Here is a 22160-nt window from a genome sequence, read left to right as displayed (position 1 = left end):
CCCTATAAGGACGGGGATTCTTCGCTCAACGACCCGACTTGCTGTTCCTGGCCGGAACCAAGAACAGTAGAGGCCAGATCTCCCGAAGCGTTCTGATCTATGATCCAGGTTCCGGTGTGCCCCACCGTACCCAAGGCTCTTTTTAGGATATTGATTGCGGCGTTGTGGTCACGGTCTAATTCACAACCGCATTCACAGACGTGAGTTCTAGTTGATAGTGACTTCTTGACCACTTCGCCACATTCTGAGCAATTCTGGCTTGTATAGGCAGGATTGACTGGAACAGTGACTCTGCCAAACTTTTCGCCAAAGTGCTCTAACCATTTTCTAAATTGATACCAACCAGCATCATTAATAGACTTAGCAAGGCAATGGTTTTTAACCAAATTCTTGACTCTTAAATCTTCATAGGCAACCAGGTCGTTAGACCGGATTACGCAACGCGCCAGTCTCTTGGCATGTTCTTCACGCTGCCTACTTATTTTAAGGTGTTGTCTGCCTAATCTATTAATGGCTTTCTTACGGTTAGATGAGCCTTTATTTTTCCGAGATACTCGGCGTTGATAAAATTTTAGACGCTTCTCTCCTGCCCTATAGAAGCGAGGATGAGGTTCAGTGTTTCCCCTAGAATCGGTATAGAACTCTTTTAGTCCTACATCTAAGCCTAGAGTGGTATCAGCTGGGTCTAATTGCTCTTTTACATCAACAGAGACGCAAAACTGAACGTAGTACCCATCAGCCCTTGTGACAATGCGAACCCGTTTGATCAATTTTTTATCGAAGCGCCACAAGTCCCAGGTACCCTTGAGTTTCAGCTTTCCTATTCCTTTCTTGTCACTGAAAGTGATTGACTTTTTATCAGGGGAAAGTTTCCATCCTGATTGTTTGTACTCAACAGATCTACAGTGTTTTTGAAAACGGGGAAAACCTTTCTTTCCTGGTACTTTTTTCTTGCAATTGTCATAGAAGCGAGTAATTGATGACCAGGCTCTCTCAGCCGCAGCCTGTCGAGCCGTTGAATTCAGTTCATTGGCAAAGGGAAACTCTTTGGCAAGTATTTTACTATACTTGCTGAGGTCATATTTTCCTGTGCCCTTATTATCCATCCACAGACGAATACAACTATTTCGGATAAACTTTACTGTCCGAATTGCTTCGTCAATAGCTTGATATTGGCACGATTTTCCGTAGGCTTTGAATTCAATTATGATCATCATAAATCGACCTCTTATGTATACAATTACGCTAACACATATAGCGTAATTATACAACTATGATTCAATATCTTTTCAAGGCGAATAAACTCGCTAAGCACTTTCATCCCGGAGACGAAACCTTAGAATAAGGAAGCCTTAATCATAAAGTTTTCACCCTTTACTCATAGCCGACCAACCATAAAGGCTTCCTTATTCTTGCGGTAACTTCTGACCGGCTCTAAAGAGACGGAGCTTTCAGTGTTGGGATTCCTAGTAATTGGTAATTAGCGACTAGCAGGAAAACTGCCACCAGCGATGCAGCGCGGTCTTGGGGAGGCAGTGCGGTCTTGGGGGTTTCCCCCATGAGCAACTGCCGTGGTCTCCCCCATGAGCGACTGCCGTGGTTTCCCCCACTCGCGCTTTGCATCAAGAAATGAAGTGAACATCACTGAAGGTTTCGATCCACAAACGAGCGCCACAATCGAGTGGGTGATCTGGCTGATAGACAATCCGACATGGGCCGAGGATTTCTACTTGGTTGCCGTATAGATTGTTGCCACTTCGTTTTACTGAAATCACTGGCTTCCGGTCTTTGGGACTTTTGTGCATATTCGAGCCAATGTGATTGCGGTTGACATTGATCTTAGCTAGAGCCGGAGGACGATTTTTAAGCCACTTACCCTTTGGGCCACGTCTGCCTTTGGTAATTTGAGGCAGATAGTTAAACAGGGGAATAATCCAGAATTTACCGCTTTTATAAGCACCTCTGACCCGGCCAGAGCTTAGGAGTTGTCGCAATCGTCTAGAAGAAATTCCTAACAGAGATGCCGCTTCAGTAGTACCAACGCACTTGTTCATCAGTTGACTCCTTAAACTATTCCGATAAAACTAGTATAACAGAAAAATTTGTGAAACGTGGAATCATCGGGTGCTATTAATTAATGCATTAAACTTCAGCACTCAGAAGATTCCCTGAATAACATTGAGTGTAATTAGGGCTATCATTAGACAAATCAGGTCAGTTGGAATGATTGGTTGGGACTTCTGGAATAGCTAAAAATGGCAATCAGTGCTACTGTAGGATGCCATACTGTTGCGCTAGTTATCCTACATGGTTGAATCAATACCTAAGCAAAACTACCGTGAAGATCCAGGGTCAGCCATCGTAGGCTTCACAGGTCAACAGTGTCAGCAACAGCTGCTTGACAAAACCTGAGTAGACATCTGTTCTAACTCCTGATTAACCTGATGGTTTGTGCAGCATAACTGGTAACGCTCCTAACACCTGATGCAATGACAGCACTGCCCATTCCCCACCAACCCTCAAGTTCAACGAATAGCACCAGCTCCTATGCTGCTGCTAAGAAAAACCCTGTGTCCACCCTCAAAGAACTGGTGGCACGTCTTTATCGAGAACAGCACAAGGTTCAAGATTTGTTAAGTTCATTGGGGTTTGCCTTACGCAGCTTCAACAATCTCAATCAGTTTTTAGAGTTAATTCCTCTAATGGCAGCACGGGTGAGTGATGCCGATGGGGGAGCTTTAATCTTGTTCAATCGAGATGGTCAGGTACAACGATCTGACCTACACTACCAGAACCCTCAGGTGGTTCAGACTATTCGTAAAGCGATAGAAAAGACCACCCACCAAGTGACAAGTCCTAATGGCCAAGGGGGGAATGATCAGCACACACCAACCTCTTTGAAACTGGTTCAGGCATCCTTTGATAAACTCTTGAGGGATTATCTTGAACCCAATATCAAACTGTTTAGTCTTCCGATTCTGGTTAAAAATGTTGAACAAGGACATTTGTATATCTTTAGCCATGACCCACAATATAACTGGACAGCAACACGACAGAAGTTGGTAAGGTTAGTGGCTGACCAAACTGCAGTAGCGATCGCTAATGATGAACTGAAAGTTGAGCTACGCCATAAAGAACGCTTAGATCGAGAGTTAGAAATTGGTGCCGATATCCAAATCCGCCTACTACCGCGCCAATGCCCTGAAATTGAAGGGGTGGAATTAGCGGCTTTCTGTAAAACCGCTAACCGTGTCGGAGGTGACTACTACGATTTCATTCCCACCAACTACGACCAGCTCGGACCGAAAAACTCCGGGGATGGTCATCTCACTGATGACCACAGTGCTTATTTACCTTGGAGCATTGTGATTGGTGATGTGATGGGAAAAGGGGTTCCGGCTGGGTTGATTATGACTATGACCAGGGGAATGCTGCGAGCAGAAGTACTAAACGGTCACTCCCCTGCACGCATTCTCGAACACCTGAACCGGGTTATGTATCCTGACTTGGAAAATTCCCATCGGTTCGTCACCCTGTTTTATTCTGAGTACGACCCCAAAACCAAGATTTTGTCCTATAGTAATGCCGCTCACAATCCCCCCTTGTTGTGGCAGGCATCAACCGGTTCTATCAAACCCTTGGATACCGCAGGAGGGATGCTGATTGGTTTAGAAATTGATTCTCAATACGAAGACTCTCACGTGCAGCTAGATTCAGGGGACACCATTATTTACTACACTGATGGGGTGACCGAGGCAGCGAATCTCAATGGCAATCGCTTTGATGAGGAAAATCTAACCCAAAGCTTCCAGTGGGCCTGTGAACATAGTTATAGTGCTCAGGAAATTTTAGATTACCTATTTCAGCAAGTCCAGCAGTTTACTGGTACAACAACTAACGGAGATGATATGACACTGGTCGTAATGCAGGTAAAATCAAGGCTTGACTAATAGATTTAACGTATAGGAAAGCATAGCAATGGTGATTGTAGGCATACAAACAGTAATAGTTCCGTTAGATAGCATTAGCGATTGGACTGATGTCTTGGGATGGCTGAACTCTCAGTTACCCATCGATGGGCTAGTTTTGGCTCAAACTATTGAAGATCCCGATGTACTCGGTCAAATCAAGACGGCGTGGCAAAAGTTTATTGATTCTGGTCAGGCTGTGGCGCTGGTGATTGGTTTAGTTGTTGGTTACTTATTCAGAAATCTAACTTCGTTTAACTAAATCGTCAGCTGTCAGCCGTCAGCTGTCAGCCGTCAGCTTAAGATACATCTTCCGTAGCCTGTGCGGTTCGCTTAGTCTACACCTATGCCCATTGCACAATGCCCAAACGGTAAAATTTAATAGTTCCAAATTTTATAGAATTGAAAGTCTGGGGATTTGCCCTTCTTAGCTTATGCTCTACGCGCCTAAGCTGATAGCTGATAGCTGATAGCTGATAGCTGATAGCTGATAGCTGAATGCTTATACTAAATCTAACTTCGTTTAACGAGTCTTTTGTGCTTTATCTTTTGTCCTTTATCTTGTTTCCAAAACTGTGACTGAGCAAAAAACCTGGAGTCAGAGATTTGAATCAGCGTTACATCCAGCAATTGCTTGCTTCAATGCCAGTATCGGCTTTGACATAGAACTGATTGAGTATGACATTACTGGTTCTGTGGCTCATGTCAAGATGCTTGCCCATACTGGCATTATTTCTGAGTCGGAAGCTCAGCAGCTAGTAGCTGGCTTAGAACAAATCCGTTCAGAATACCACCAAGGAAAATTTAACCCTGGTGTTGATGCTGAAGATGTACACTTAGCTGTAGAACGCCGCCTAACTGATATTGTGGGTGATGTTGGCAAGAAGCTACATACAGCGCGATCGCGTAATGACCAAGTTGGTACAGATACCCGACTCTACCTCCGAGACCAGATTGACCAGATTCGTAACCAATTACGTCACTTCCAAGAGGTCTTGCTCAATCTTGCCAAAGCTCATGTTGAAACCCTGATTCCTGGCTATACTCACCTGCAACGGGCTCAGCCAGTCAGTTTAGCCCATCACCTATTAGCTTACGTAGAAATGCTAGAGCGGGACTGGCAGCGTTTAGGGGAAATCCGACGGCGGGTGAATATCTCACCCCTCGGTTGTGGAGCCTTAGCAGGGACTACCTTCCCGATTGACCGACATCATACCGCCGAAACCTTGCATTTTGAAGGAATTTATGGTAATAGCCTCGATGGAGTAAGCGATCGCGACTTTGCCATTGAATTCCTCTGTGCTGCCAGTTTGATCATGGTACATCTGAGCCGATTGTCAGAGGAAATCATTCTCTGGGCATCTCAGGAATTTGGCTTTGTTACTCTCATCGATAGTTGTGCTACTGGTTCGAGCATCATGCCCCAAAAGAAAAATCCTGATGTTCCGGAACTGGTACGAGGTAAGACTGGTCGTGTCTTTGGTCATCTGCAAGGGTTGTTGGTATTGATGAAAGGGCTACCTTTGGCTTACAACAAAGACCTGCAAGAAGACAAAGAAGCACTGTTTGATAGCGTTAACACTATCAAAGCCTGTCTCGAAGCCATGACCATTCTCTGGCAGGAAGGGTTAGAATTTCGTACCGAACGTTTGGCATCAGCAGTTACTGAAGATTTCTCTAACGCTACCGATGTCGCTGACTATTTAGCCTCAAAAGGGGTTCCGTTTCGGGAAGCCTACAATCTGGTGGGTAAGGTGGTCAGAGGTTGTTTGGCATCCGGTAAGTTACTGAAGGATTTGAGCCTCGAACAGTGGCAAGAGTTGCATCCAGCCTTTGAAGAAGATATTTATCAAGCCATTGCCCCAATTCAAGTCGTAGCTCGTCGGAATAGTTATGGTGGCACTGGTTTTGACCAGGTTAGGCGAGGGATTCAGGATGCATGCGATCGCTTAAATTCCAATCATGATTGATCGCTAATTTATCGTAAGCATATGCGCTACGCGCACGCTACGCGAACAGCTATCAGCTGTCAGCCGTCAGCTATCATGCAGACGTAACTCAGATTAAACAAATGCTTACCTGTTTTATTCAAAAGCACCATCTGTAGCCCATAAGCACCTCACCTCAAGTAGCGTGCGCGTAGCGCATAAGGTGATAGCAGCATCTGTAGCAACATCTGTAGCCCATAAGCACCTCAAGTAGCGTGCGCGTAGCGCATAAGCTGATAGCTGACGGCTGAATGCTTACAATTTATCTCTAATTTAGATCTTGTCGATCTTGCACCAGTACAAAAATACTTAATAATCTTAATAATAGGGAAGTTCGGATCGGGAAACTTCGGATCAGAAGTAAGGATTTTTAGTTAGTTTTTGGCTTAAAAGATACTTTGACTTTTGTTTATTCCAATCACATAACCTTGACTTATTCTGACTCGAAGCTCCTGACTCGATACTCCTAAGTTTTCTACATCAACAGTAGTTAATCAACTGGGGTAGCTGCCTGATCGGATGTAAGGAGTCAGCTATGACAGTCAGCTGATAGCTGACTCCTTACATCGCACCAGTACCACCTTGGTAATTATCCTCGTTGTTAGTTTCTGCTGTTGTTTCCTCCGACTTAGGAGGTTTGCTACCGTACCGTCTATTTTTGGAAAAACGGCCCGTATTACGCTTGGATTTCCGAAACTTACGGGCGTAAGCTTGATTCCGCTGCGCCTTTTCCTTTTTTAGATTGCGGCGCTTTGCCATGTCTACCTCATTGATAAAAAAACAAAAACACTATCAAACCCAAGTCTTAGACTAGATTCAGCTTGGTTTATTTAAGTTACCCATTTGACACTCCCCGCCCTGGAAGGACGGGGATTCTTAGTTCTTCGACATGCCTTAAAATTAGTTATCCGCCAAAGGCAATATTTAAGCCAAATATCCGTTAAAAACCAAATATTGAGCTTAATTTAACTAACCCCAGTGGGCTTATCTCCCTAAGCGTTGAGTTTCCTCAGTTTCCGTGTGCCGGAGACGAAACCTTAGAAGAGTGGAGCCTTTATGGTTAGTCGTCTATGGGTAAAAGGGTTAAAACTTTGCCGATTTTGGCTCCACTCTTCTTACGGTAACTTCTAACCCCACGGTACTTTCATCTTTTAAGATTTGCTTTACTGGTTGTCGGTATCCGCGCTTGATCCATACGTTTTTAATGAGGTTTTTCGCGCCTCATGTACTAGCATCGCTTTACGTCGTTAGTTTGTTGACAGTACCGACGAATCCTGTCTGTGCTAGGCTACCTTTTTATTATACCACAGTGAACAAAAGCCCTCCTAGAAGGACGGGGCTTGAGACCCACTTTTTCGGTCACCCACGGCAAAGGAAAATGGTTAGTTTTCCACAACAGACTTCTTGATTGTCCTCGAAGCCTACTGTTGTTATAACTTATTCTAGAACCCACTGCGACTACGATTTCCTCGATTGTTGTCGTTGTCGTTAGTCTTTGGTCTAGCTTTGCGGACGCGCATAGAACGCCCCATCCATTCTGCACCATCTAGCTCAGCAATGGCAGATTCTTCCTGATCCGTTGTCCCCATATCAACAAAAGCGAATCCACGCCCTTGACCTGTTTCCCTATCTTTAGGAACTACTACTTTTGATACTGTACCATAATCCTGAAATACTTCCTGTAAGTTTTCAGAGGTAACCTGATAATCTAGGTTGCCAATGTATATAGTCATTTAGAGTTGTCCATCTGATCGAAAATGTTCAGATGAAAGTCGGTGAGAGGGCGAAGCACTGGTGCATATCTACCCAGGTTATGACATTGATGCAGATCGGTCAAAGGAGGGCACCCCATGAGCGACTACCGGTGCGGTCAAAAGAGACCCCCTATTCGCGCTTTGCATCAAGACAGAGATTTAACCAGAAGTGATTCGCCTGTGAACCGGTCAGGTATTCCTTAGGCTCCTAGCTGTTAACTACTCAGACGTTCAACGTTGAATTGCATCACAATGGACTTTTCAATCACTGACGTTACCGAACTTGCATCCATAATGTCTATCATAGCAGTCAGTAAAACCAACACACACACTTCATAGCCCTATCATCACATGAGAAGATTATGGCAATTTGTCCAAACAGTTCTGGGGATTATATTTCGACATCCTATTACCGGTACGAGCATCATTCCACTCTTGCCGGATGGGCGAATTGTGCTAGTTCGACGTCGTGACAATGGTAAGTGGGCTCTACCAGGAGGGATGGTTAACTGGGGTCAAGATATTCCAACGACTATCGAACGGGAATTATTTGAGGAAACCGGACTTGAGTTGCTCAAGATTCGCCAGTTAGTTGGGGTTTACTCAGCACCAGGAAGAGATCCCAGAGTCCATTCTATCTGTATTCTGGTAGAAGCTGATGTGACTGGAACCATGGAGGTACAGGACGTATTGGAAATTAGTGAAGTCAAGGCGTTTGAACTGGAAGCTATCCCTAAGGGAAACCTCAGCCATGACCATGACCGTCAGTTACAGGACTATTTTGAGGGTAATATCACCGTTGCTTAATTCCCCATTCCCCACAAAAGTCACCGCAGCAACTAACTACCAACGACTGACAACATTCCCCAAAAGATTAAGTAAGGATCAACAATAATCTGAGCTGCTATTCCAGGAAATTGAGATTGGAGATAAGTAACTAACTGCTCAGAGTCGCCACCAGTCAGAGCAATCGGACTGTTGGGAAACTCCCTTTGCCAATCCTCAATAAAATCCCGGATACTAGCTAATACTGTATAGACCACACCACTTGCCATGGCTCCTGATGTTTCGAGTGACCAACGCTTTGGTAACTGAGCTGGTAGTTCAATGGCGGGTAATGCTCCAGTTTTTTGTGCTAGAGACTGTAACTGTAATCCTAATCCTGGCAAGATAGCCCCTCCGATTAGCTGTAGGTTTTGGTTAGCACCAGTAAAGGTTAGAGCAGTACCAGCATCAATAACCAAAATTGGATAACTATACCTGTGACCAGCACCAAATAACGCCAAGGCGCGGTCAATGCCTAGGGTGGGATATAGTCCGGAAAGGGGTAAATCTTCCAGGGTCAATATTGTAGTATCGGAATAGTTTTGCCAGAGTGCTGTTTGGGCAGGTACTACTGAAGCGATGTAAAGGGGTAATGGCTTGGATGTGTCTGTACCCTGAGCTCCTAACTGGGGTGGGAAAATTTCCTCTGACATTACATTAGACGTCCAGTCCTTGATTAACTGCGCTACAGCTGCTGGGGTTAGATGGTTGGTATCCCAGGCTTTTTTGAGGGTGTTATCCACAAACCAAGCCCAATGTAGCCGGGAATTGCCAATCACTAATCCTAAAAAGCTGTTTGCCTTAGTTGTCATATAGCAGTTATCAATTGGGTTAGGTCCTTTCGTTTTCGGTTGCGCGGGAGTCGGGAGTCGGGAGTCGGGAGTAGGGAGTAGGGAGGACACAACTCTACCGATAGGTTGAACGCGATGGACGCGCGTCCCGCTTTGCTGCGAAGCGCGTGGCCTAAAAGCCAAGGTTGAAGGTTGAAGATTGAAGGTTGGTTGGTTGAAGGTTGAACGCGATGGACGCGCGTCCCGCTTTGCTGCGAAGCGCGTGGCCTAAAAGCCAAGGTTGAATGTTGAAGGTTATTGAACGCGATGGACGCGCGTCCCGCTTTGCTGCGAAGCGCGTGGCCGAAAGGCCAAGGTTGAACGCGATGGACGCGCGTCCCGCTTTGCTGCGAAGCGCGTGGCCTAAAAGCCAAGGTTGGTTAAGGCTAGGATTAGCCTAGGGCATTAGCTATCAGCTATTGGTGGTGACTGAACTATAACCAATCCTAAATCAGAGCTATAGCATATTTAAATCCAGCTTTTGAAGATATTTGTGTAAAAATAAAGAAAAGTTACATAACTTAAAAATAGCGGATAAAGGAGTAAAGGGATGGTAGTACTCACTGACCGGGTTCAAAAGCGGCTAACCATAGAGACTAGCGAGATTGCTCCAGATACCACAACTATTCGTTCTTTGGATTGGGATCGCGATCGCTTCGACATCGAATTTGGACTACAAAACGGCACCACGTACAACTCGTATCTGATTCGGGGTGAGAAAATTGCCTTGGTCGATACCTCCCATGAAAAATTCCGCCAGCTATATTTAGATACTCTAACTGGACTAATTAACCCTACCGATATTGATTACCTAATTATCAGCCATACCGAACCAGACCACAGTGGCTTAGTCAAAGATATCCTTGCACTGGCTCCAGATATTACTGTGGTGGGCTCAAAAGTGGCAATCCAGTTCCTGGAAGACTTTGTACATCAACCGTTTCAGCGCCAAATTGTCAAAACTGGTAATCAGCTAGATTTAGGCAATGGGCATATCCTGGATTTTGTTAATGCCCCTAATCTCCATTGGCCCGACACCATGCTCACTTACGATGGGGGGACTAAGGTGCTGTATACTTGTGATGTGTTTGGCATGCACTACTGCTCTGCTAGCACCTATGATGACAACCTCAGCGCTATCGAAGCAGATTATCGATTTTACTACGAATGCCTGATGGCTCCCAATGCCCGTTCAGTGCTATCTGCTCTCAAGCGGATGGATAAGTTGGGAGAGGTGACTACTATTGCTAATGGTCATGGTCCTCTACTGCGCCACAATGTAGAACAACTGGTAGGAAATTACCGCAACTGGAGTCAAGCTAAGGCCAAGGCAGAAAAATCCGTTGTTGTGTTTTATGTCTCAGATTATGGCTATAGCGATCGCATTTCTCAAGCGATCGCCCTAGGGATTACCAAAACTGAGATTGCTGTGGAGATGATGGACCTCAAATCCGCTGACCCCCAAGAGGTTCAGGAAGCGGTCAACCGCGCGGCTGGCATAGTGATTGGCATGGCTCCAGCCACAAACAGCAACACTACAGCAGCAGTTAGCACGGTATTGGCTGCGGTCAAATCCAAGCAATCCTTTGGTCTGTTTGAATCCTATGGCGAAGATGACGAACCGATTGACCCCCTACGCAGTCAATTGAGAAGCCTAGGACTCAAAGAAGCCTTTCCTGGGATTCGCATCAAAGACACTCCTAGTGAAACCACTTACAAGCTTTGTGAAGAAGCTGGTACTGACATCGGGCAATGGTTGAGTCGCGATCGCTTGATCAAGAACATGAAATCCCTAGATACAGACCTAGACAAAGCCCTAGGTCGTATCAGTGGTGGGTTATACATCATTACCGCTAAGAAAGGGGATGTCAAGAGTGCGATGTTAGCCTCTTGGGTGAGCCAAGCTAGCTTCGAGCCTCTCGGTTTCACCATTGCTGTAGCCAAAGACCGGGCGATTGAATCCTTGATGCAAGTGGGAGACCGCTTTGTACTCAATGTACTGGAAGAAGGCAACTACCAAGACTTGATGAAACACTTCCTCAAGCGCTTCAAACCTGGTGCTGACCGCTTTGCAGGGGTTAATACACAAACCGCAGAAAACGGTTCCCCGATTCTGAGCGACGCCCTAGCCTATCTAGAGTGTAAAGTTACCACTCGTATGGAGTGTAGTGATCATTGGATTGTTTACTCTACCGTTGACACCGGACGGGTTTCTAAGCCAGAGTCTCTGACTGCTATCCACCATCGGAAAGTGGGAAATCATTACTAAACATTAATAGCAGTTCTAAATGTAATCGGCTAACCTGAACCATGAACACTACAAAACCCCGTGACGTCCAACCTCTCTATATTGCTACCGATACCCTCATATTGCGATCGCGTACTTGGGACCGGCTCAAATTTGAAATCGAATATGCCTTGCAACGAGGCACCACTGCTAATTCTTTTGTCATTAGAGCTGATCAAATCGCCCTATTCGATCCACCAGGAGAATCCTTTACAGAGGTATTTCTCAAAGCATTACAAGAACGCCTTGACCCAAAGCTGATCGATTATGTCATCCTCGGTCACATTAATCCCAATCGCCTGGTTACTCTGAATGCTCTGCTCAAACTTGCTCCTAATATTACCTTTGTTTGTTCCAATCCTGGTGCTAAATCCTTGCGCACTCTGTTTGAGAAACTAGAGGATAAAGCTATTCCAGAACAGGAGCTCAAAATCCTGGTAATGAAAGGGGATGACACTCTCGATTTAGGGAAAGGTCACATCCTAGATTTTATCCCTACCCCTAATCCCCGTTTCCCTGATCAGCTTTGTACCTACGATTCTAAAACTCAAATCCTATTTACAGATAAATTATTTGGTGCTCATGTCTGTGGCGACCAGGTAATGGATGAAGGTTGGAGGGTTTATGACGAAGACCGACGCTATTATTTTGATTGCCTGATGGCACCCCACGCCCGACAGGTGGAAACAGCTTTAGCTAAATTAGATGACTTTGATGCTAAGCTTTATGCTACCGGTCACGGACCTTTGGTGCGCTATGGCTTTCAAGAACTGACTGAATCCTATGGAAAATGGAGTAAGCAACAACAAGCTCAAGAGGCTAATGTTGCCCTAATTTATGCCTCAGCTTACGGCAATACTGGAGCAATTGCCCAAGCGATCGCACGAGGTATCACTAAAGCTGGTGTATCGGTAGAATCCCTTAACTGTGAAGCAGCTGACCCGGAAGAGATTGGCGCTGCTGTGGAGAAAGCAGACGGATTTATCATGGGTTCTCCTACCCTAGGAGGTCACGCACCAACCCAGGTTCAAACCGCTTTGGGTATGGTTTTATCTAGCGCTACTAAAACTAAGCTAGCGGGTGTCTTTGGTTCCTATGGCTGGAGTGGGGAAGCCATAGACCTATTAGAAAGTAAGTTCCGGGATGCGGGTTACAAGTTTGGCTTTGAGACGATTCGGGTCAAATTTAAGCCTACAGACAAAGACCTCAAATACTGTGAAGAAGCCGGTACAGATTTTGCTCAAGCCCTGAAAAAAGCCAAAAAAGCCCGGAAACCCAAGCAACCTGCTGGTGAGTCTTCCGCTGCCCGCACGGAGCAAGCGGTGGGACGGTTGATTGGTTCACTGTGTGTTGTGACTACTAAACAACAAGACCTGACCGGAGCGATGCTAGCTTCCTGGGTATCTCAAGCTACCTTTACGCCTCCAGGGTTAACCGTAGCGGTAGCTAAAGAACGAGCAGTTGAGTCTTTGATGCACACTGGGGATAACTTTGTATTGAATGTGTTAGAAGATGGGAAACATTTACCCTTGATGAAACAGTTTCTTAAACCATTTGGACCTGGTGAAGACCGATTTGGTGGGATAAAGATCGAAGAATCAGAGAATGGTTGTCCAATACTAAGTGATGCCCTAGCTTATTTGGAATGTACTGTAGAAAATCGGATGGAATGTGGTGACCACTGGCTAGTTTATGGGGTAGTTAAAAATGGGAAGGTGCTATCTGATGGAGTAACTGCTCTGCATCATCGTAAGTCGGGAACCTATTATTAATAGGAGATAGTTTTTTGGTTTAAAGGGAACAGGGAACATAACTATATCTGTAAGCTATCAGCTATCAGCGTGTCGCGTATCAGCGTGTCGCGTATCAGCCTTTGGCTGACGGCTGACGGCTGAATGCTTAGCAGCTATCAGCTTTTGAATAAAAGAGGTCAGCATTATTTTAATCTCTATTACGTCGGCACCTCAAGTAGCGTGAGCTTTTAGCTCACGGCTGACGGCTGACGGCTGACCGCTGAATGCTTACCGATGTTTTAACCTTTACTTCGACTGCTATAGACCTAAAAAAAGTGATGCTCAGCAAAGAGTGTCGCTTTTTTTTATTAACCCTCAAACTATACCAGGATCATTATACTTCATAAAAATCTCCCCCGACTCCCGACTCCCTCGGTGCGCTTTCCGTTGGCGAATTAAATTCGCCACGGGTCGCACCGCTCCCGACTCCCGACTTCCAAATCGGACTATTTTTAACTACCTGTTATAATATTGCGGTAGCCAAGGACTAATCACAATGAAGTCTAAACTCAAATATATCCTGCGTTGCACGTTGTGTGGAAAAGACTATGAACCAGACCCTTTCCGCCTTTGCTGTGACGAAGAACATGAGCCATCCCTTCTGCGTGCTGTCTATCCTAACGAAAAGCTAGAAGTCAAAGAGAATCTCCCAGGTTTATTCCGATATATCGATTGGCTACCGGTTGATCGATACTTAGAGACAGAAGGTAAACCGATTACTTATCAAAGCAAAAATCTGGCTCACCATCTCGGATTAGATCATCTTTTCATTTGTTTCAATGGCTACTGGCCAGAGCGAGATGCTGATCTTTCTACTTGTTCGTTTAAAGAATTAGAAGCTTTCCCGATATTAGCTAGAATACCAGAGGATAACCCCAAAACCCTAGTCGTTGCTTCAGCTGGAAATACTGGCCGAGCGTTTGCTACGGTTTGCTCTAAGCTGAAGATTCCCTTTTGCTTGGTCATTCCAGAGCAAAATTTATCCGCCATCTGGTCAAAGGAGCCGTTTGATTCTTGTGTTCGTCTGATTGCTGTTGGTGGGAATAGTGACTACTCCGATGCCATTCGGATCGGAAAAATTATCAGTGAATTAGAGGGTTTCTTTCCGGAAGGAGGAGCTAAAAATGTAGCCAGACGGGATGGCATGGGGTTAACCGTTGTGGATGCTACAGTAACCATTGGGGAAATTCCTGATCACTATTTCCAAGCCGTAGGTTCCGGTACTGGTGGGATTTCAGCTTACGAAGCCAATCTCAGATTTTTAGCAGATGGCAGATTTGGCAACAAAAAAATGAAGCTTCACCTCTGTCAAAACATTCCTTTTACCCCCATGACCGATGCCTGGAAAGCAGGTAGTCGAGACATTACTCCTTTGAGCGAAATAGAAGCCAAAAAATCCATTAGTCAGGTTTCTGCAAAGGTACTTACCAACCGAAATCCGGCTTACTCTCTTGCGGGAGGACTTTATGAAGCATTGGCGGATACTGAGGGAGAAATGTATGGTGTGACTAATGACGAATCAGATAAAGCAACGGCTTTATTTGAGCAATTGGAAGGAATAGATGTTAGTCCTGCTGCCGGTGTTGCTACTGGTGCTTTAATTCAAGCAGTTGAAGCGGGGAAAATAGGTAAAAAGGACACCATTGTGCTCAATATTACCAGTGGAGGCTACAAACGGATGCGCCAAGATTATCCGTTACACTACCTCAAACCTGATTTAGTTTTTAAACCTGAAGAGATTGAGCCGGATTTTCTGGAACAGACCATTAGCAGTGTATCATAACGGTTTGCCAGTTAAACAGTTCAATATCCATGAAAACTTTATCCACTCTTGCAGTCCATCAACTCAAACCCTTTGGGGTGAAGCTGACGAACGTTGATCTTAATTCCCCAGAACAATGCGATCGCATTCGAGAGCTGCTCTACGAAAATGGGGTAGTGATCATCCCTCCTGACGGAGGCAGTTTCGGTGATCAACCAATCCAAGCTGATGCAAGTCTGTTAAAGTTGGCGGGGCTTTTCGGGAAGATCGAGAACTACCACCCAGTAAACGCACCCAAAGACAGCACTGGCAAGGTGCAAATTCTGGAAACCATGGGTGACACGGGGATTCCAGCGGATTCCTTCCTATTCCACTCAGATATGAGTTGGCGAATGAACCCATCCCGGGCCAGCGTATTATGTGGGTTTATCCTGCCTCCTAACGGTGGTAATACCTGCTTCCAAAATGCTAACCAAATGTACCGCAATCTCTCACCAGAACTAAGGGAGCAGTTGCATGGTATCAGCGCTCTCCACTCTCTCCAGAAGGGTTATGCCCGGGTCAACCGACCGGATGATGTGACTAATGACGTGCAGGCTATTCATCCGGCAGTGATTAAGCATCCCGACACAGGTGTGCCACTGCTCTATCTGAACTCAAATTTCACGGTGTCCTTGGTAGGAATGTCGGAAGAGGAGAGTACGGAACTTTTGAACCGCGTCTTTGAGCAAGCCAACCGTCCAGACCAGGTTCTTTGCCATTCCTGGACTAAGGGGGATGTGGTGATCTGGGACAACTTTGGAGTGCAGCACCTGGCTAGGGCAGACTACCTTGGCCTGCGCCGAATGCACCGGGTGGTGGCCCACGACCCCGATCTGCGGACAGAGCGTTATGTAGGGGAAACAGGGGATGCCAAGGAAACCATATAATATCGAGCACTACCTGAAGCAAGATGACAATCAGGCTGGTTACGGCGACAACAATTCAGACCAGTCAGCGGCCCAATACAACCAAGCACGCAGCCCCTTTGGGGTAAAAGAGATCTTGGGATTTGTCCGGCCAGGAGATATGGTGTTAGACGCTGGCTGCGGCACAGGGCAGCACGCACGATACCTTGCTGAGGTGGCGAGTAAAGTTGTGGGAATTGACACCGATTCCGCGCGGATTGCGATCGCCAAAGAACATTGTCAAGACTTGGACAATGCCAGCTTTGAGGTGGGTTCTGTCACCAAGCTTCCTTTTGAAGACGGTTCCTTTGACCTAGTGCTGTTGGCCCAAGTGCTACACCACCTTGGAGGGGAAGACGTCCATTCAGCATCTTTAACGGAGCAATGTGAGCAGGCGATCGGGGAAGCCAAACGAGTGCTGAAACCTAGTGGACGACTTGTACTTGTCACGACTAGCCGAGAGCAGCGTCGTAAAGCTTACTGGCATTTTAACCTATTTCCAGAATCAGCGTGGGAGCGTCTGGATTCGGTCTGGTCCGTGACCGAGGGTGTTTGGTTCACATCGCTGATGGAGAAAATGGGGTTCACCATGACTGGTAATGTAACCCCAGCGGAATCCCACTGGATTGAAGCCCAGGATGAACAGATGGTGAGGCTTAGCCTCGACCCTGGTTGGCGGTCAACAGATGTGGCATTTGCGTTGCTGACACCTGCTGAAATGAGCCAGTTTGTGGCTCAGGTCGAAGCGGTGCTAGGGGATGGCTCTGCAAAGGAGCTAATCAATGGAGCGATTGCGGGGCGTGCTTCCCATGGGGAGGCTACGGTATATGCCTATGACCTTAAATCTGACCTTTAAAGCCCTGTTGTGATTGTTGATATTTTCCTCAAGGTGGGGAAAATATCATTCAGTCAAGTTATTTTTTAGTTCCTTCGATCATCACACCAACAAAGCCCAAATCATGAGTTTCCATAGAAAATCCTACTGATTCAAGCAATTCCTGAAAATAGCTGAAAGGATAAGCATTAGGAAAATGGGAACCCCGTTCTAAAATCACTTGATTGCCATTGATCCTTTCTACTTTTAAACCGGTTTTAGCATAAAAGCGTAAGCGCTCATCCATGACTTCTTGAGCACATTTAAAAGTCGAAATAAATATCTTTTTGTCTACTAATTTTTCGAGATTATCGAAAATAATTTCATGAACTTCTTGAGGAATATTGCCGATGGTATTCCATCCCAGTAAAGCATGAGTAAACCTTTCTTGAACCAGAGTAGGTAAATGTTCCGCTCTTCCGAGAATGACTTTTACATTATCAAAAGTTGCAGTTGATTCTTTAGCTATGTTTACCAGTTGTTCGGCAAAATCAATTCCTGTGATCTTGCCGACAAGGGGGGCAAGATGACGAAGATAACGTCCCTCACCACATCCTACCTCCAGAACACTATCCACCCCTTCAAAGGTTCTCTTGATAAATTCTTCTTCTAACTTCTGATACTCCCTGACTCCTTCCGTCTCATTTTGAGGATCGAGCAAAGTCAATCCGATCCCTTCGTAAAAGTCTTTGCTATCTTTCATGATGTCTTCTATCCTTTAACAGCTTCACCTAGTGTACCAGCATGAAGAGTTTACCAGCATGAATGAAATTATGCAAAAACTTTTCTAGATCGGCTTTTTGCAGTTCAGGGTTAGCCAGCATTAACCGAATCATAACCAGACCTTGATAATGAGCATAGTTGACAAAAGCTGTTCCCGAATGAAATAATCGGTTGTGTATGTCTAGATTAAGCTGGTCTAATCTAGATTATCTTAACTCTGAACTTTAAACCCCTGTTGTGATTGTTGAGATGTAAGCTAATGCGCTACGCGCACGCTACTTGAAGTGCCGTCAGCTATCAGCTATCAGCTAATGCGCTACGCGCACGCGATCGCGTTCAGCTAGCAGGTGCTTTAACTACACGGGGTCGGATGAATAAAACGAGCAGGGATTTTCAACCAGCCGTACTAGCACTCCCCAGCTTGTTTACTACTTCCCGTTGATTAGCTGACCGCTGACAGCTGATAGCTGTTCGCGCAGCGTGCGCTTCGCGCATTAGCTGACCAGTTAAGTTATTTTTTAGTTCCTTCAATCATCACACCAACAAAGCCCAAATCATGAGTTTCCATAGAAAATCCTACTGATTCAAGCAACTCCTGGAAATAGCTGAAAGGATAAGCATTAGCATGATGCAATCCCCCTTCTAAAATTACTTGATTGCCATCGATACTTTCTACCTTAAAACCTGTTTTGTCATAATAGCGTAAGCGCTCATCCATGACTTCTTGGTTAGATTTAAACGTAGATATAAATACCTTTTTATCTACTACTTTTGCCAGGTTATCGAAAATAGCTTGATGAAGTTGTTGAGGAATATTTCCAATGGTATTCCATGCCAATAATCCGTAAGTAAACGTTTCTTGAACCAGAGTTGTTAAATGTTCTGCTCTTCCGGCTAAAATGGTGACATTATTAAAGGTAGAAGTGGAGTCTTTAGCTAAGGCTACAAGCTGTTCTGAAAAATCAATTCCTGTAATCTTTCCTACAATAGGGGCAAGCTTACGAACATAACGTCCCTCACCACATCCTACATCCAGAACACTATCTACCCCTTTAAAGGTTCTCAGTATAAAGTCATCCTCTAACTCCATATACTCCCTGATTCCTTCTGTCTGATTTTGAGGCTCCAGAAACTTTAATCCCATCCCTTCGTAAAAGTCTTTGCTATCCTTCATTAGTTTTTCTATCCTTTAACACTTTCAACTAGTTTACCAGCATTAAGTAAATTATGGAAAAACGTTTCTAAATCAGTTTTTTGCAGTTCAGGGTTAGCCAGGATTAACCGAATCATAACCAGACCTTGATAATGAGCATAGTTGACAAAAGCTGTTCCAGAATGAAATAATCGGTTGCGTATGTCTAGATTCAGCTGGTCTAACCCAGTAGCGTCAAGCGGTTCATCTTTGGGGATATAACGGAAACAAATATTCAAAAATTGTGGTTCAGCGATTAATTCTAAATTATCGCAACGGCGGATATACTCGGTGGCATAATTAGCTAGGTCAAATAAATGATTGACCAGCTGATCATAACCTTTTTTACCATAGTATTTCCAACACAGCCATAATTTGAGTGCATCTACTCTCCGACCACATTGTAACGACTTAGTCCCTAAATTGTATAAATCATTTTCATCATCATGGAATAGATAATCCGTACCTCCCCCAGAGCCAGCTTCTGACAATAGTCCTTTTTGTTTCACTAAAATAGCGGAACAAATTAAAGGAACTCCCATTAATTTATGGCCATCCCAAGTAAAGGAATCAACTAACTCACTTCCTGCTAACAAATGCTGGTGTTTTTCACTAAATAAAACCGGCCCACCCCAAGCCGCATCGACATGCAGCCACAAGCCATATTTCCTGGTAATTTCGGCAAGGGTCGGTAAGGGATCGAAGGCTCCTAAAACAGTTGTACCGGCAGTTGCACCCACAAAGAACGGTGTTTTTTCTTCTGACAAGCTCTGTTGAATGGCAGCTTCTAGTGCTGCGGGAATCATTTTGCCATCAACACCAGACTTAACCTTGACTAAATTTTTGATGCCAATCCCTAACAAATTAGCAGCTTTTAAATAGGAATAATGAGCTTGATCGGAAACAAAGGCGACTAACTGATTATTACCCAATCCCTGTAATTTAGCTTCCGGTAAAACTTGATGTCGTCCACAAAGCATTCCGATCAGATTAGCATTACTTCCTCCAGTTACCATCAACCCTTCAGCTTCCTTAAACCCCACTAAACTGGTCAATTTTTTAATCAATTCTATTTCCATCAGGGTGGCTACGGGGGCGACATCATAGGTGTGCATGGTAGTATTCGTGGCACTGGTAACCATCTCGGCTATTATTCCCGGAATACTAGACCCACTAAAAAGTAGATTAAAAAATTGAGTGCTACCGGTTCTAACGCTATAGTTCAGGTAAGATTCTACTATAGGAATTAACGCTTCTAAAGCGACTCCCTCATCGGGTAAGGTTAAATCGAGTTTTTCCTTAAGATCATTAGCGGTTTGATAATTAACGACGTTGGAATCCGGTTCCAAATTACCGTCTAAATAGTTGAGAATTATGGCAAGGGTTTTAGTCAGGGTTGTTTCTGTATCTTTCATAGGGAGTCGGGAGTGGGCAGTAGGGAGTAGTGGTTGGAAAAATTGACTCTATATTTATTATTGATTTTTACTATTAAAAACGCTATAAATGGATATATTATCGACGGTTATACTAGACTTTATTGTAAAAGTAACGAGCGGCAATGATATCATCATATCAGTTTTTTTATATTAAATCAAGCGAAAAAAAAATTAATTATTCTGTAAGGATTTAGCTATCAGCTATCAGCATTCAGCTTTGTGCTAAGGCTCACGGCTGAATGCTTACATAGTATTTTGGTTTATATCATGTCAGGATACCCTTAATTAAAATTTCCCCCATCTCCCCATCTCCCCATCTCCCCATCTCCCCATCTCCCCATCTCCCCATCTCCCCACCCTGCTACTCCCTACTCCCTAGCTCCATTAAAAACTGCTATAGTTATGACTAACGGTAAGACTTGGTGATAAAAACCCTGGGAGAGGATTTAATGAAACGACAAGTGAGACAACTTACCTTAGGAATGACTCTGATCGCTTTGTTGCTCGGGTCAGTTGCCTGTGAGTCAACCTCCTCTGTAAAAAAAACTAAAGTTCGTTCTGCCCATAGTAACTGGGTCGAGGAACAGTTTCAAACCCAAATCGTCAATATTGGTCTGGAAAAACTTGGTTATGAAATCGAAGAACCGAAAGAAATAACCTATCCGGTTATTTATGTGTCTGTGGCTAATGGCGACCTAGATTATAGTACTATCAACTATGAAATATCACATCTAGAATTCTTTAAAAATGCTGGGGGTACCAAAAAAATAGAGCGAGTTGGAGTTATTACTCCTGATGTGATACAAGGCTATCAAATCGATAAAAAAACGGCTGAGAAATATAACATTACTAACCTGGAACAATTTAAAGATCCAAAGATTGCGAAACTATTTGATACAGACGGCAATGGTAAAGCTAATTTAATCGGTTGTGATCCTGGTTGGTTTTGCGAAGTGATAATCGATCATCACCTCAAAGCTTACGGATTAGAAGATACCGTTGAACACACTAGAGGACAATACATTGTGCTACTCGCCGATCTTATGACTCGCTACAAACAAGGGGAAAGCGTTATTTACTATGCTCAGAATCCTCACTGGATATCTACAATATTAAAACCCGATCAAGATATAATTTGGTTAGAAGTTCCCTTTACCTCTCTTCCTGAATCCCAGAAAGATCTAACTGAAAAAGACACCTCTGTAGACGGAAAAAATCTGGGATTTACTGTCGATCGTCAGCGTATTGTTGCTAACAAGAAATTTTTGGCAGCTAACCCAGTTGCCAAACGTTGGTTTGAACTGGTTCAAATTCCGGTTGAGGACATTAACGTTGAAAGCCTAAAGATCAAAGAGGGTGAGAGCAGTCCAGAAGATATCCGTCGCCATGCTAAAGAGTGGGTTGAGAAGAATCAAGAGTTGTTTGATAACTGGATAGAAGAAGCAAAAAAGGCAGGAGGGGATTCTATTTAAAGTGAAGAGGCAATAGGCAAGAGGGAATAGGGAGTAGGGAATAGGGAGTAGGAAGTAGGGAAAAATTTTGTGTACTTAATAGCTATTAAAAACGCTAGATAATTTAAATTACATCTAAGCATTCAGCCGTGAGCTTTTAGCTCACGCTACGCGAACAGCTGTCAGCCTAATCCTTAAAATAAACCTCGTTCGCGTAGCGTGCGTGGCACAGGCTAGAAGCCTGTGAAGTAGCGCATTAGCTGTTCGCGTAGCGTGCGTGGCACAGGCTAGAAGCCTGTGAAGTAGCGCATTAGCTAATACCTGAATGCT

Annotated in this window: 18 protein-coding genes; 10 read left to right on the top strand and 8 right to left on the bottom strand. The window is 44.6% G+C overall.

The window, feature by feature from the left end; translation table 11 throughout:
* Positions 1–2: 2 nt before the first annotated feature.
* Both F6K38_RS11010 and F6K38_RS11005 read right to left on the bottom strand, forming a co-directional pair.
* On the bottom strand, positions 3–1214 hold the full coding sequence (locus tag F6K38_RS11010) for an RNA-guided endonuclease InsQ/TnpB family protein (RefSeq protein ID WP_071107980.1): 1212 nt from the start codon (positions 1212–1214) through the stop codon (positions 3–5).
* A 408-nt stretch (positions 1215–1622) separates the two neighbouring features.
* Positions 1623–2054, bottom strand: a complete 432-nt coding sequence (locus F6K38_RS11005; protein WP_008187894.1) for a helix-turn-helix domain-containing protein — start codon at positions 2052–2054, stop codon at positions 1623–1625.
* Positions 2055–2489: 435 nt separating this feature from the next.
* Between F6K38_RS11005 and F6K38_RS11000 the strand changes: the two genes are divergently transcribed.
* From F6K38_RS11000 to argH, 3 genes are all read left to right on the top strand, one after another.
* Positions 2490–3950, top strand: coding sequence for a GAF domain-containing SpoIIE family protein phosphatase (locus tag F6K38_RS11000; protein WP_008187896.1), 1461 nt, complete (start codon positions 2490–2492; stop codon positions 3948–3950).
* A 28-nt stretch (positions 3951–3978) separates the two neighbouring features.
* On the top strand, positions 3979–4230 hold the full coding sequence (locus F6K38_RS10995; RefSeq protein ID WP_008187897.1) for a hypothetical protein: 252 nt from the start codon (positions 3979–3981) through the stop codon (positions 4228–4230).
* A 313-nt stretch (positions 4231–4543) separates the two neighbouring features.
* Positions 4544–5938, top strand: coding sequence for an argininosuccinate lyase (argH, locus tag F6K38_RS10990; RefSeq protein WP_008187898.1), 1395 nt, complete (start codon positions 4544–4546; stop codon positions 5936–5938).
* Between the two features lie 579 nt (positions 5939–6517).
* Here the strand turns inward: argH and F6K38_RS10985 are convergent.
* Positions 6518–6715, bottom strand: a complete 198-nt coding sequence (locus F6K38_RS10985; protein WP_008187899.1) for an Asl3888 family RNA-binding protein — start codon at positions 6713–6715, stop codon at positions 6518–6520.
* A 683-nt stretch (positions 6716–7398) separates the two neighbouring features.
* Complete coding sequence (rbp, locus tag F6K38_RS10980; RefSeq protein ID WP_008187900.1) at positions 7399–7689, bottom strand: RNA-binding regulator; 291 nt, start codon at positions 7687–7689, stop codon at positions 7399–7401.
* 372 nt (positions 7690–8061) lie between these two features.
* On the opposite strand from rbp, the gene F6K38_RS10975 reads away from it, so the two are divergent.
* Positions 8062–8517: an NUDIX hydrolase gene (locus F6K38_RS10975; RefSeq protein WP_008187901.1), complete on the top strand. Its 456-nt coding sequence runs from the start codon at positions 8062–8064 to the stop codon at positions 8515–8517.
* A gap of 32 nt (positions 8518–8549) precedes the next feature.
* Here F6K38_RS10975 and F6K38_RS10970 read toward each other — a convergent pair whose 3' ends face one another.
* Positions 8550–9347 (bottom strand): pantothenate kinase, encoded by a 798-nt coding sequence (locus F6K38_RS10970; RefSeq protein WP_008187902.1) that lies wholly within the window; start codon positions 9345–9347, stop codon positions 8550–8552.
* A 568-nt stretch (positions 9348–9915) separates the two neighbouring features.
* Between F6K38_RS10970 and F6K38_RS10965 the strand changes: the two genes are divergently transcribed.
* The 5 genes from F6K38_RS10965 (at position 9916) to F6K38_RS10945 (ending at position 17010) form a co-directional block, all read left to right on the top strand.
* Complete coding sequence (locus tag F6K38_RS10965; protein WP_008187903.1) at positions 9916–11634, top strand: diflavin flavoprotein; 1719 nt, start codon at positions 9916–9918, stop codon at positions 11632–11634.
* Positions 11635–11675: 41 nt separating this feature from the next.
* Entirely contained in the window at positions 11676–13424 is a 1749-nt protein-coding gene (locus F6K38_RS10960) for a diflavin flavoprotein (RefSeq protein WP_008187904.1), read from the top strand.
* A gap of 517 nt (positions 13425–13941) precedes the next feature.
* Positions 13942–15228 carry a cysteate synthase gene (locus F6K38_RS10955; protein ID WP_287356600.1) on the top strand — a complete coding sequence of 429 codons (1287 nt, stop codon included), beginning with the start codon at positions 13942–13944 and terminating at the stop codon, positions 15226–15228.
* A gap of 29 nt (positions 15229–15257) precedes the next feature.
* Positions 15258–16136: a TauD/TfdA dioxygenase family protein gene (locus tag F6K38_RS10950; RefSeq protein ID WP_008187906.1), complete on the top strand. Its 879-nt coding sequence runs from the start codon at positions 15258–15260 to the stop codon at positions 16134–16136.
* The gene (locus F6K38_RS10945) at positions 16117–17010 is read left to right on the top strand and encodes a class I SAM-dependent methyltransferase (protein WP_008187907.1); all 894 of its coding nucleotides are present in this window, start codon (positions 16117–16119) and stop codon (positions 17008–17010) included. The genes F6K38_RS10950 and F6K38_RS10945 overlap by 20 nt, the downstream gene beginning before the upstream one ends.
* A 58-nt stretch (positions 17011–17068) precedes the next feature.
* On the opposite strand, the gene F6K38_RS10940 is transcribed toward F6K38_RS10945, so the two are convergent.
* The 3 genes from F6K38_RS10940 to F6K38_RS10930 form a co-directional block, all read right to left on the bottom strand.
* On the bottom strand, positions 17069–17731 hold the full coding sequence (locus F6K38_RS10940; RefSeq protein ID WP_287254500.1) for a class I SAM-dependent methyltransferase: 663 nt from the start codon (positions 17729–17731) through the stop codon (positions 17069–17071).
* 531 nt (positions 17732–18262) lie between these two features.
* Complete coding sequence (locus tag F6K38_RS10935; protein WP_287253427.1) at positions 18263–18925, bottom strand: class I SAM-dependent methyltransferase; 663 nt, start codon at positions 18923–18925, stop codon at positions 18263–18265.
* A gap of 8 nt (positions 18926–18933) precedes the next feature.
* Entirely contained in the window at positions 18934–20358 is a 1425-nt protein-coding gene (locus F6K38_RS10930; RefSeq protein WP_287253426.1) for a pyridoxal phosphate-dependent decarboxylase family protein, read from the bottom strand.
* A gap of 470 nt (positions 20359–20828) precedes the next feature.
* On the opposite strand from F6K38_RS10930, the gene proX reads away from it, so the two are divergent.
* Positions 20829–21851, top strand: coding sequence for a glycine betaine/L-proline ABC transporter substrate-binding protein ProX (gene proX, locus F6K38_RS10925; RefSeq protein WP_161603190.1), 1023 nt, complete (start codon positions 20829–20831; stop codon positions 21849–21851).
* Positions 21852–22160: the final 309 nt, after the last annotated feature.

The organism is Moorena sp. SIO3B2 (assembly GCF_010692525.1).
GTDB lineage: Bacteria > Cyanobacteriota > Cyanobacteriia > Cyanobacteriales > Coleofasciculaceae > Moorena > Moorena producens.
Note: the sequence above shows the minus strand (reverse complement) of the source record. Positions and strands in the feature narration are given on the sequence as shown.